At 45.4% G+C, this 12,214-nt stretch carries 8 protein-coding genes; 2 read left to right on the top strand and 6 right to left on the bottom strand.

The window, feature by feature from the left end; translation table 11 throughout:
• Nucleotides 1–191 precede the first annotated feature (191 nt).
• Complete coding sequence (locus RQM65_RS04660; RefSeq protein WP_314013085.1) at nucleotides 192–1,136, top strand: hypothetical protein; 945 nt, start codon at nucleotides 192–194, stop codon at nucleotides 1,134–1,136.
• Between the two features lie 144 nt (nucleotides 1,137–1,280).
• Here the strand turns inward: RQM65_RS04660 and RQM65_RS04655 are convergent, their stop codons facing one another.
• Nucleotides 1,281–2,558 (bottom strand): replication-associated recombination protein A, encoded by a 1,278-nt coding sequence (locus RQM65_RS04655; protein ID WP_314013084.1) that lies wholly within the window; start codon nucleotides 2,556–2,558, stop codon nucleotides 1,281–1,283.
• A 123-nt stretch (nucleotides 2,559–2,681) separates the two neighbouring features.
• On the opposite strand from RQM65_RS04655, the gene RQM65_RS04650 reads away from it, so the two are divergent.
• Nucleotides 2,682–3,413 (top strand): rhomboid family intramembrane serine protease, encoded by a 732-nt coding sequence (locus RQM65_RS04650; RefSeq protein ID WP_314013083.1) that lies wholly within the window; start codon nucleotides 2,682–2,684, stop codon nucleotides 3,411–3,413.
• A gap of 142 nt (nucleotides 3,414–3,555) precedes the next feature.
• Here RQM65_RS04650 and rlmB read toward each other — a convergent pair whose 3' ends face one another.
• The 5 genes from rlmB to RQM65_RS04625 form a co-directional block, all read right to left on the bottom strand.
• Nucleotides 3,556–4,299, bottom strand: coding sequence for a 23S rRNA (guanosine(2251)-2'-O)-methyltransferase RlmB (rlmB, locus tag RQM65_RS04645; protein ID WP_314013082.1), 744 nt, complete (start codon nucleotides 4,297–4,299; stop codon nucleotides 3,556–3,558).
• 72 nt (nucleotides 4,300–4,371) lie between these two features.
• Nucleotides 4,372–5,892, bottom strand: coding sequence for a SusD/RagB family nutrient-binding outer membrane lipoprotein (locus RQM65_RS04640; RefSeq protein WP_314013081.1), 1,521 nt, complete (start codon nucleotides 5,890–5,892; stop codon nucleotides 4,372–4,374).
• Nucleotides 5,893–5,902: 10 nt separating this feature from the next.
• Nucleotides 5,903–9,118 (bottom strand): SusC/RagA family TonB-linked outer membrane protein, encoded by a 3,216-nt coding sequence (locus RQM65_RS04635; RefSeq protein WP_314013080.1) that lies wholly within the window; start codon nucleotides 9,116–9,118, stop codon nucleotides 5,903–5,905.
• Between the two features lie 445 nt (nucleotides 9,119–9,563).
• Nucleotides 9,564–10,466 carry a hypothetical protein gene (locus RQM65_RS04630; protein WP_314013079.1) on the bottom strand — a complete coding sequence of 301 codons (903 nt, stop codon included), beginning with the start codon at nucleotides 10,464–10,466 and terminating at the stop codon, nucleotides 9,564–9,566.
• A 22-nt stretch (nucleotides 10,467–10,488) separates the two neighbouring features.
• Nucleotides 10,489–12,213: a SusD/RagB family nutrient-binding outer membrane lipoprotein gene (locus RQM65_RS04625; RefSeq protein WP_314013078.1), complete on the bottom strand. Its 1,725-nt coding sequence runs from the start codon at nucleotides 12,211–12,213 to the stop codon at nucleotides 10,489–10,491.
• Nucleotide 12,214: the final 1 nt, after the last annotated feature.

Raw genomic sequence — 12,214 nt, 5'->3', positions numbered from 1 at the left:
GGTATCCTTAATTGATTAGGGTTCGTACGGTGAAACCCCACAAAAGGAGGATATGCCGATTCAGTTCCAATGTTAAATCCGTGGCACAATTGTTGACCTTCCATAGTATAATTCGTTAACTTCCGTCGAATTTTGGAAGCTTCGGAATGGAATTCGAATTTTTCCCATTGAAACTATTATTGATAAAGAAAATGAAAACAGCACTGACACTATTTTTAACACTATTTAGCCTACTCGCTATGGCGCAAGAACAATTGAACGACTACAAGTATATTGTGGTTCCTAAGAAATTTGAGGATTTCAAACGGCAGAACCAATATCAGACCAGCACCCTGGTCAAACACCTTTTTTCCGAACAAGGATTTGAAGCGGTCTACGAGGATAAGCTCCCCCAAGACCTCAAAAGCAACGGCTGCTTGGGACTCCGGGCAAAATTGGTCGACGGATCATCGATGTTTACGACCAAGGCCTCCATTGTTTTGGAAAATTGCAACGGGGAAGAAGTGTTCGCCACAAGGGAAGGTAAAAGCAAGGAGAAGGATTATAAGGACTCGTACGGAGAGGCCATTCGCGATGCGCTCAGCTCCCTCGATAGTTTCAACTATGCCTATAACGGAAAGGCCGGAAACTCAAGTTCCGTGAGCGTCGATATGGCGAACGATGTACGGGAAATAGCGGAGGAGCGTCGTAGAAACCATTCTTCGGCCAACCGTCCGGATATCTTGGTGGAGCAGGAGGCCACCCGTGAAAATCAGCGATATGTGGACAGAAGGCCGAGGTCTTCCAAACTTGAAAAGGCCGTCCCGGCAGACGAAACTCCGGAAAAATCGACCTCCCGAACCGATCGAACGTATAGGGACAACGATACGGCGGCATCCAATTCTGAGCGGACCGAAGCAAACCTGTCGGATATTGCCACGGGAACACTGTACGCCCAAGAAGTGTCAGTAGGTTACCAGTTAGTTGACAATACGCCTAAAATCCGAATGAAAATTTATAAAACCTCAATGCCGGACTTCTATTTGGCGGAGGCAGAAGGCTCCAACGGGGTCGTTTTCGAGAAAAATGGCACCTGGTTCTTCGAATACTATTCAGGGGGCAATCTTGTGACCGAAGAACTGGATATTAAGTTTTAAGAAAAAGTTTAGAGGTTTGGGAGTTTATGAGTTTAGTTGTTCACGCGCAACGCGATGAAATTTAAGGTCTAATGCTGCCGTCGCCAGATTGGAGGTTCAAAATAATAGGTTGCGTTGAAGTGAAATTAAGCCTTGAATCAATTTTCAACTATTATATTTTTCCTTCCAGCGTTTCTGAAGAAAGTCCTTTATCGCGTTCTCGCGGGAATTGTTCCCCGGTTCGTAAAAGGGGGTGCCGATGAGTTCATCGGGCAAAAACTCTTCTTCCACAAAGTTGTTCTGATAGTTGTGGGCGTATTTGTATTCCTTTCCGTAACCGAGGTCCTTCATCAGTTTAGTGGGCGCGTTGCGCAGGGGGAGGGGAACCGATAGGTCTCCTGTCTGTCTGACGCTCTGCTGTGCTTTGCCGATGGCCATGTAGCTGGCATTGCTTTTTGGAGAGGTCGCCAGATAGATGGCGCATTGACTCAGTATGATTCGCGCTTCTGGATAACCGATGGTCGTTACCGCCTGAAACGCGTTGTTGGCGATGACCAGGGCGGTCGGGTTGGCCAGGCCGATATCCTCCGAGGCCGAGATCAACAAGCGCCGCGCGATGAACTTGACGTCTTCGCCGCCTTCGATCATCCGTGCCAACCAGTATACTGCCCCGTTGGGGTCGCTACCGCGAATGGATTTGATGAAAGCGGATATGATATCGTAGTGCTGTTCCCCGGTCTTGTCATAAAGTACCGTATTTTTTTGCACCTTTCCCAAGACCAGTTCGTCGGTGAGGGTAATGGTATCACCTTCCTCGGAATTGACGACCAGTTCGAACATGTTCAGTAATTTCCGTCCGTCGCCACCCGAAAGCCGCAGCAGGGCCTCGGTCTCCTTGAGGTCGATATTTTTGGATTTTAGGATGGGATCTTCCTTGATGGCCCTATTGAGCAAATCTTCCAGATCTTCTTTCCCGAACGGATTTAGCACATACACCTGACAGCGGGAGAGTAGGGCGGGAATGACCTCAAAACTCGGATTTTCGGTTGTAGCCCCGATCAGGGTGACCCATCCCTTTTCGACGGCGGCCAAAAGGGAATCTTGTTGTGATTTGCTAAAGCGATGGATCTCATCGATAAAAAGAATGGGATTTTTGGCGGTAAAGAGTCCACCCCCCTTCTTGGCCTTCTCGATGACCTCCCGAATGTCCTTCACCCCACTGTTGATGGCGCTGAGGGTATAGAACGGCCGCTCGCTTTCGTTGGCAATGATATTGGCCAAGGTCGTCTTGCCCGTACCCGGCGGACCCCAAAAGATCAAGGAGGGAATCACCCCTTTCTTGATCTGTCGGGTCAGCGAGCCGTTCTCGCCCACCAGATGCCGCTGGCTGATATAATCCTCAAGGGTTTTCGGACGTACGCGTTCTGCTAAAGGTTCGTTCATAATTGCAAAAGTATGATAAAGTTGGAATCCTACTAACCGGATGATGAAGGGTTTTCTAACCTTAAATTATGTCAAATTTTCAGCTGCTTAGAAAACGGCGGAGTTATTGCTAATTTTGATACCATGTCCGAAAGCCACTATTTTAGATTTACGAACGCCGTTGTAATCGCGCCCTTGGTGGCGGTATTAAGTATATGGACGGTCTTTTTGATAGAGTTGCGCTTTCAGGTCAATTTGAACGACTATGGCATTTATCCGCAGAAGCTTTCGGGATTGAAAGGAGTCGTTTTGAGTCCCTTAATCCACGGCTCGACCGAACATTTATACAACAACACCATTCCCCTGGCCGTGTTGACCGCCGCACTGTTTTATTTCTATCGGAACATCGCCCTTCGCGTGTTGCTGATAGGGATACTGATATCGGGAATCTTTACCTGGGCCGTAGGCCGGCCATCATACCATATTGGCGCTAGTGGGATTATTTACCTCTTGGCCAGTTTTATGTTTTTCAAAGGGATATTCACTAGGCACTATAGGCTGGTGGCCCTCTCCCTAGTCGTAGTTTTCATTTACGGCAGTATGTTGTGGTATATTTTTCCGGTGGAGGATGGAATTTCTTGGGAAGGCCATTTGGGCGGCTTCCTGACAGGACTAGGTCTTGCTTACCTAATGAAATCGGACTTACCTCCACTTAAAAAGTACGACTGGGAGCAGGAGGATTACGATGAAGAGGCCGACGAATTTTTACGGCAGTTCGATGAGGACGGCAATTTTATTGGGACCAAGGAAGAAGAAATTGAGGAGGAGCGCATCAAGATTATCTATCATCTCAAAAAAAAGGAAAATGATGAATGAAAACAGTAGAACTTCGTTTCGATTATCCAATCAGCTTGGGGTTTCGTATGAGGGTCTGGATTTTGTGCACGAATCTAAAAACACCAAACCTTATGACCTTGAATCTTAAAAAACTTTAACCTTAAACTTTGACCCTTGACCCTTAAACTTTGAACCTTCGTTGTCGCACCACCTCATATAAAAAGACAGCACAGGCCACCGACACGTTCAACGATTCGATTTCGCCCAGTAAAGGAAGTTTGGCGAGCTGATCGACGGTCTTTAGGATAGAGGGGGAGATGCCCCTATCTTCCGACCCCATGACAATGGCGCAGGGGCCGTCAAAGGTTATGTCGTAAACCGTCTTGTCAGTCTTTTCGGTAGCGGCCAACACGGGTATCCCGCTGGCCTGTAAATAGAATACCGCGTCTTTTATATGGTCCACTTTGGCAATTGGGATTTTAAACGCCGCCCCGGCCGAAGTTTTGATGGTATCGGCGGTGACGGGCGCGGCTCCCTTTTTCGGAATAATGATACCATCTACCCCGGAACATTCCGCCGTCCTGATGATGGCGCCGAAGTTACGAACGTCGGAAACCTGGTCCAATAGCAGAAATAAGGGGGTTCTGTCACTTTTGAGCACTTGCTCGACTAGGGGTTCCAGCGTATGGAACTGAATAGGGGAGACCTGTGCCACGACCCCTTGGTGGTTGTTTTTGGTCAACCGGTTCAATTTCTCGATGGGCACGTAAGAGGAATGGATACCTTTTTTACGCACCATAGCCTCGAGTTGCTTTGATAGATCCCCTTTGAGGCCCCTTTGAATAAAGACCTTGTCGATGGGCTCCTCGGAATTTATGGCTTCGAGTACGGCACGGATTCCGTAGACGTGAGTTGTATTTTGCATGGGGCTAAAGGTAAATAAAAAAACCATCCTAAGAACTAGAATGGTTTTTACAAGGGTAAAAGCTAAGAACAGTTATTCTACATCCCAAAATATTTTGGAATACATAACGTCGCCATCTGATAGTTTACTTCTGGCGGCATCCCAATTTGAGTTATTTAACAACTGTTCATTGTTTGGATAAGTAACCCTGGTGGGAATAATATCAAGGCCTGGTACTAAAGTGGTAAAGGTCAAAATTTCTTCACCATCGTCGTAGGTATCCCCCGGGACTGTTAAAGTAGTTGGGAACCCACTTCTTCTATATTCGGTCCAACCTTCGAGTCCATCCATGTAAAGAGCAATGTACTTCTGAGTCAATACGGTTTCCTCACTTGCCGCAGGCAGTGCTGCTACATATGCTGTTGCATCTTCAGCTGAGATTCCCCAGTATTCCATGGAAGCTGCTACGCCACTCTCATAATTGGCTTGACTCCATCCTTCAAATTCAGAACGGATAAATTCAACTTCAGCATACGTTAAAAGTGGCTGAGTATAGTCAGGTTGAAGAATAGTCGCATCAGGAATGCCTTCGTCGTCAATTGCCCTAACGGAAGCATTACCAAAACCATAAGGTAAACCTACCACTTCTTCAGTATCTAATCTAGTGTCAAAATAAGCATCTACCCTTGGGTCATCCGATCCAACTCCATTGAATGGACCTACTCTGTTGTATAACAACTCTGTAAAAGACAATGACGGACCGAAATCCCTTCTTGCATCTACCGTAAAGGCAATATGCCAAGGGCCACCGGTGATATCGTCCGTTCCAAACGTGTATGTTGCGTTATCTGAGTTGCTAGTGAAGGCCTCATCATTCGATTCACTATATGTTTGTGCAGCCAAAGCCGGATTTGAATACGCAATATGAGCTGCTAATCTCAACCTGAGGGAATGTGCAAACTTAACCCATGCAGAACTATCACCATTGTAGATATTATCGCCTTCCGTAAACGCAATGGAAGAAGTATCCATACTGTTGGCAGCCTCTAACAGTTCGTTTAGCATATCCTCATAAATAACCTGGTCGTCAACATACACCGGACTATTAATGCCCGCTTCCAACTGAAGCGCTTGGAAATCGGCATTATCCCTGCCACCATAACTCCAATAAGGTACATCTCCAAAAGTATCCACCAGCTTGGAAAAGGTGAAAGCCATTAAAATTCGGGAAACCTGAATTTGATTATTGTTACTTCCGTAAGCAGACATCAAAACGCTGGTTTCGGGATCTTCATTTAATGATATTATCTCTTTTAAATCCGTTAATATTCTATACGGCCACTCCCACATGTCATCGACCATGGTATTACGAAGTGCATATCTGTTTTCTTCGGTATAAAAGGTTTGATTCCAGTATTGAGCCATACCCAAGGTACCTCTACCTGCCACCCATTGGTCGTTCAGTTCATAGGCTAAATCAAAAGCAGCCGAGTTCAATAATTGGGTTGACGGCGCAACGACTGGATTGTCTGGGTCATCGATATAATCGGTGTCACAGGAAATAACACCGAACATAATGACCAATGTCAAAAGTCTAAATTTATTATTTTTCATGTCTTATTTTTTAAAATGATAATTGCACGTTCATTCCGTAAGACCTTGTTGAAGGCTGTAAACCTCCTTCAAGGCCTTGAATGTTTCCTGAACCAGTAGATACGGTTTCTGGGTCAATTCCGTCGTAGTCTAGGCCCCAAATCAACAGGTTCCTTCCGAAAAGACTCACTCTTGCCGTATCGAAGAAGTCAAAGATTTGCTTTGGAAAGGTGTAGCCTACTGTAACTTCTCTAAGTTTAAAGTAATCGGCATCAAATACGTTTTGAGCGTCCGGTGTTCCGAAACCGCCGTAATGGTTACCACCATACGCTTGTGCTGAAACATTAGTTGTGTTAGGAGCAGTATCCGTAACTGTATAAGACCCATCAGCATTATACGTTACCGTCCCGGTAACGCCTTCTAAAACAATTCCGTCTTCCCGAATGTTGTTCGCTACTGTTTTCTCTAACATACCAGAGTACATGCCCCACATGTGAGAGGTAGAGAAATACTTTCCACCTTTGCTCATACCTAATAAAAAACTTAGATCAACATTCTTATATTGGAAAGCGTTTCTTAGGCCAGCGGTGTAATCTGGCAATGTAGAACCGATTGGTACGATATCGCTGGTTGCCGCATAGGCTCCACCGGCAGTTACCACTTTATTTCCTTCACTATCATAAATAAAGTCAGTGCCCATGATTTGTCCGTACGGTGCACCTACATAAGCCGCTAGTTGCGCCTGGAAAGGAGCATTGGTCAAAAGTATAGAATTAAGACCATCGATTAACTCTACAAGTTCACTTTCATTCTTAGCGAATGTACCGTCAATTTGCCACTTAAAGTTCTCTGTTCTTACAGGTGTAATACCAACGGCGATTTCGACACCTTCATTTGTCATCTTTCCGGCATTCACATATTGACTGCCATAACCAGTTCCAAACGAGAGGTCGATTGGAATGATTTGATCGACCGTTTCATTTTGGTAGTAGGTAACATCAAGGTTGAGTCTGTTTTTGAAAAAACTCAATTCTGCACCAGCTTCCCAAGTCGTTGTGGTTTCACTTTTCAATTCGGAATTAAGTCTCGTACTTGGTACGGTAACCCTACCTGTATTATTGAAAGGGTTATCTATGGTAAGTGTGTTCACGGCTCTGTAAGGATCCGTGTCGTTACCAACTTGTGCCCAACCCACTCTTAATTTACCATAATTGAACCATTGGCTGTCTTGGATAAAGGTATCGCTAAAAGCCCACGCCAATGATGCCGAAGGATAGAAATACGAGTTGTTGTTATCTGGTAAGGCAGACGACCAATCGTTTCGCGCCGTGAAATCGAAGAACAGTTGATCATATATTGCAAGGTTTAAGCTTGCAAAAAGGCTGTTTACCTTCTTTTTATCGGTATAAGTGTCTTTATCCAATTGTCCAAGACCATTCGCGATATTAAAGATGCCCGGTAGTGATAGTCCTCCTGTAGTTTCGTTTCTTACGAATGAGAGTTGATAGTCTCTTTTATTACCACCGACCAAAGCACCTAGTGAGAAATTATCCGAGAAATCTTTGTTGTAATTGGCAACCAACTCATAGTTGTACTCGCTGTAATCATAATTTCGCTCTCTGTATAATGACTGGGCTTGCGAACCTATTGATTGTCTTTCCTTATTTTCAAAATGATAGGTGTCACCATATACAGTACCCTTAACACTTAGTTCGTCGCTAACTTGATAGTTAAGACCGAAGTTTCCAAAAACTCGAGTTCTGTTGTCTGTTGGATAATTTTCATAAACCGTCCAGTAGGGGTTATCCGAGTAGTTCGGGGTAGCGTCATCCCAAGATATGCGATTCCACGTTCGCTGAGTACCATCCTCATTCTTGTATTTTCTTAGTCGATCATAGTCGAGTTGTCTTTGACCCCATTGAAAAAACTTTTGCGTTACACTATTGTCATCGTACCCAATTGTCGGCCTTTTACCTCTTGAAACGGTATAGTTGATAATACTGTTGGCAGTTAATTTCTCTGAAAGATTTTGTGTCAAACTCACTTTAGCCGAATATTTTTCGATTTCGGTATTCGGAACTATACCAGTTTGATTTTGTGATCCAAAAGAAAAAAGGTAATTTCCTTTTTCTCCACCCGATGATAGGGTTATATCGTTTCGATAGGTAATGCCCGTATTGAAAAAAGTCTCGACATCATTGGCAGGAGCAACCCATGGGCGCGGTCTTAGATAATCTTCAGGAAAACTTTCTTGGTCGAATGCATCCCAATGTAACACCATAAGATTTGGGTCGTACTTTGGTCCCCAGCTTTCATCGGTGTGGTAATCGGCCAACCTATAAGTAGTACCGTTAATATTGGCAGTTGCAAAGCCCCCATCGGAGTCTTCACCTGTGATTATGGCACCTCCACCATACTCTCGTTGTAGGTCGGGAAGTACTGCTACTTGAGAGAAAGAAACCGAAGAGTTTATTGAAACTCCAAGTTTATCGGAGGCTTCACCCGTTTTCGTCTTTATCAATACCACCCCGTTAGATGCTCTGGAGCCATATAAAGCCGCGGCTGTACCTTTAAGGACGGTTACCGACTCAATATTATTAGGGTTAATATCATTGATAGTGCTACCAAAATCAACACCTCCTGCGCCCCTCTGGGCATCGGTAGTGTTGAATCCAGAGTTGTCCATTGGAATTCCATCAACAACAAATAAAGGTTGGTTTTCGCCAGTTACAGAGTTTGCTCCTCTAATGAGGATACGTTGAGAACCTCCTAAGTTCCCAGATGGAGAATTCACCTGAAGACCAGCCACTTTACTGGATAACGCACCTACCGCATTATCGTTTTGTGCTGACAGCAGTTCCTCAGAATTCACTTGGGGGGCGGAATACGTAAGCGATTTTTCATCCCTGTTAACACCCAAGGCGGTTACCACAACCTCTTCCAATGCCTGCGCATCTTCTTCCATCTGTACGTCGATAACATTGCCGTCACCTACTCCCTGTTCAACGGCTTTCTGGCCGATATAGGTAAAGACGAGTACTTGCCCTTCTTCGGCATTTATGGAATAGTTTCCATCGAAGTCGGTCTGGGTGCCAGTAGTGGTACCTTGTACGACAATATTGACTCCCGGAAGGGGGAGCTCGTTTTGATCGGTCACCGTACCGGTCACCGTTTTTTCCTGTGCAAAAGATAACTGCACGACCAACGCCAATAGCAGCGTCAGCAATCCCTTGTGTCTTGCTCTCATTTTATGTTTATTTGAATTAGCTAACACCAAAGGTGCCAATTTTAAGTTAATTGACCAATTAGCTTAACAATAAATTATGCATGCATAGCACTTAAAAGAGTTAAATGTTGTGCCATAAACCGAGCCGATTCAGACCATTTTGCGTATTATGTTCAGGTTTCTTTGAGTTTTGATAAGTTAAAACGAAACGTTTTGTTAATATCATCAAAATATCGAAATAGCATCAATTCGGGATGCAGTTAATAATAAATTGGTTTGAGGACATCCGGGATAGGTCGAATCGGGTTGATTTTTCCTTTTGGTGGAACTTTTAGCCAATGGATTAAGGAGGCCCACATGATACTTCAACGGAACTATGGTATGCTTCAATGGAATTATGGTATGAAAAAAGCCACCCTTGGAAAAGGGCGGCTTGGCATGCAATAGGATAAAATAAACGAGTATTCTATTCTTGGCACAGATTTAAATTAATTTCACCTGCGGACGGCGAAGGAACTACATCGGCTACTACGTTCCCACTGGGAGCAGTAATCTGAAATGAAACTTCCCCGTCGAAGGACCCTGCGTTGTAAACAAAATTAAGGGATTGGGCATCGGCAGGCACTGTAAAGCTCTCCGTATTCTCGTCAACATCGACCACAAATTCCAAAGCTGACTCCCCATCGATGTTTACGGTTATGGAGGCGCCGTTCCAGCCATCGCCATAAGAATCTTGTCCGGCTATGGTCCACTCTCCGGTGGGCGGAGTTGCCAAGATGCAGACCACATCGGCCTCATAGCGAAAAGGGGAAGCAAAGAACTGCCCCGTTACATTATCTCCAACATTGCTGCTGGTGAACACCGATCCATCCTCTAGGATCATGGCGACGCGGGTACGAAAAATATCTCCCCCGTCCAAACGATCTAAGTTGGGACCCAGCCCGAGCAAATCTACCACGTCCTGTGCATTGACGGTAAGGGTGTACCTTGGTTTACCATTTTCCGCTGCCGTAAATTCGGATGCCGGAACGCTTAAGAGCAATTCTTCTCCTGCGCTGATGTCCTCATCGTCCAGGGTAGTGTCCGTTGTCCCATCCTTATCAAAAAATCGATCTGCAAAGGATACGTACACATCCATGGACGCGAACCGCGTATTATTTTGAAAATCGTCCGCTTCCAATTCAATAACGATATCCGATCCCGCAACATCGTTCTTATTAACGATAGCCGGACTACTATATGATATGGTCCGCAAAACGGCCCCTTGGGTCAGCGCCGACCGTGGGAAGGGGTTTTTCTCTTCGTCCTCGCATCCAAAAAAAAGTATTGCGGAAAACAGGAACAATAGGGTTTTAGAACTATTTTTCATGATCTTTTTTCTTAAATTAATTTTAGTCTACAGTTGGTCCGCCCTCTGCCCAGAATACACGGACGGCCTGATTGGGTTTTTGCGAAATATTGGAATTTTGATCCACCATTTCGCTGGGATAGATAAACGAATTGATAAATTCACCAGGTTCCGCTAGAAGGGTTGGCTGAAGATCAGATGGAAAACCGGTTCTACGGTAGGTGTTATAGGCCTCAACCCCGTTCCCGAAAAGGGCCTTGAAATATTCCTTTACAATCACTTCGAGTTTGCCGGTTGCGGAAGCAGCATCGTAATCGTCCAACACATTGGTAACGTACTGATCGATATTTTCCTGAGCGGGCACGTAAACATCCCGGACCGTACGGGTTTCATCGACGGCATCATCTAGATAATCGAGCCCTTCCCCGAACGCAATGACTTTATTGATCGAAGCTCTTACACCTGCCTCCAAATAGGCTCTGGGATCTCCGGTCACTCCTGTTACCAATGCAGCCTCAGCCAGCATGAAGTTCGTGAACGAAGCGAGCATGATCGGGGAGATTCCTGCGCCTTCGAGGCCGATGTCCCTTCCCGGAATGGCGGCGCCTTGATTGATGTCCATCAGCCCTCCGATAGGATATACGCCCCAGGTCGATCTTAGGCCACCATCGGGCGGAATACCGTCATTGTCCCCGTGATCACGCCCCCAGTATCCGTTCCCCGCATCGCAGAAAACGTCAGAAAGTTCGAAGTGGACGGGTGCGGATTGGGTAACGCAGTCGGCTTCGTTGGCATCATCGGTAAAGTTTAAGGATTGCCGATAAAAGTAATAGCGCGTTCTCGGATCTCCGGTGGGATAACTGTCCTTGAGCAATACCATATAGTAGTTGGACATGTAGTCTGAAACATCGGCGGCCACATCAAAATTTCTTCCGAAAATGGGATGCCTACTGTCCGGATTGGCATCTGTGGACGAGTATTGGAACTGAAAATCATCGGCAGAATCCAAAATAATATTGCCGTCCGCCACTAGGGCGTTGATTTTAGCGCCGGCATTCGAATCGATCAACCGGGTTTGTAGATAGAGCTTCAATTTAAGCGTATTCACCAATTTTATCCATTGATCTTCATTTCCCCCATAAAAGATATCATCGGCAACACCAAAGGCCTCATCCCGATTGAACTCGGTAAGGGCATCATTAAGCAAGGTCTCGACTGCGGCATATATAGCGGCATCATCGTCCAAGCTCGGATTTGGAAATTCCGTTCCTTGAATCGCTTCTGAAAAGGGCATGTCCCCGAAAAAATCGACCAATGTCATAAATGTATAGGCCTCGATAGCTTTGGCAATACCTTTATGGGTGTATAGCCCTGCTTCCTCTGCCGGTTCAAGAATGGCCTTTGTATCCGCTAAGAGCCCCGCGTAGGTGTCTTCATAAACGATATCAACATCACCGGGAAGGTAGGCGTTCTCGTAGGTAGGTCCGAACATATGCAATAATCTGGTGACCTCCATTCCCCGTTCCGATAAACCTGCGTTATCGTCCGACTGGGTGCCATCTAGTACGGCCGCGAGTTTAATTTGAATGGAGTTCAGAAATAAATCTACGTCCGCCTGTGTGGGGGCCAAGGCATTCGGACTTTCCAAAATCTCCAATTCGGTCGATTCACAGGAATTTAGCGCCAAGGTTATGAATGAAATACATAACCCTCGATATATGTACTTTTTATATTGCTTTAACATGGTATTCATTTTTTTGCCGTTCATG

The organism is Pricia mediterranea (genome assembly GCF_032248455.1).
In the GTDB taxonomy this organism is placed as follows: Bacteria; Bacteroidota; Bacteroidia; order Flavobacteriales; family Flavobacteriaceae; genus Pricia; species Pricia mediterranea.
The sequence above is the reverse complement of the archived record's forward strand: the minus strand, read 5'-3'. Positions and strand labels throughout refer to the sequence as shown.

Bases quoted from the DNA above. Each gene is read 5' to 3' on its own strand.
- rlmB (WP_314013082.1), bottom strand. From the start codon at position 4,299: ATGCAAAATACAACTCACGTCTACGGAATCCGTGCCGTACTCGAAGCC.
- RQM65_RS04650 (WP_314013083.1), top strand. From the start codon at position 2,682: ATGTCCGAAAGCCACTATTTTAGATTTACGAACGCCGTTGTAATCGCG.
- RQM65_RS04630 (WP_314013079.1), bottom strand. From the start codon at position 10,466: ATGAAAAATAGTTCTAAAACCCTATTGTTCCTGTTTTCCGCAATACTT.
- RQM65_RS04635 (WP_314013080.1), bottom strand. From the start codon at position 9,118: ATGAGAGCAAGACACAAGGGATTGCTGACGCTGCTATTGGCGTTGGTC.
- RQM65_RS04655 (WP_314013084.1), bottom strand. From the start codon at position 2,558: ATGAACGAACCTTTAGCAGAACGCGTACGTCCGAAAACCCTTGAGGAT.
- RQM65_RS04660 (WP_314013085.1), top strand. From the start codon at position 192: ATGAAAACAGCACTGACACTATTTTTAACACTATTTAGCCTACTCGCT.
- RQM65_RS04625 (WP_314013078.1), bottom strand. From the start codon at position 12,213: ATGAACGGCAAAAAAATGAATACCATGTTAAAGCAATATAAAAAGTAC.
- RQM65_RS04640 (WP_314013081.1), bottom strand. From the start codon at position 5,892: ATGAAAAATAATAAATTTAGACTTTTGACATTGGTCATTATGTTCGGT.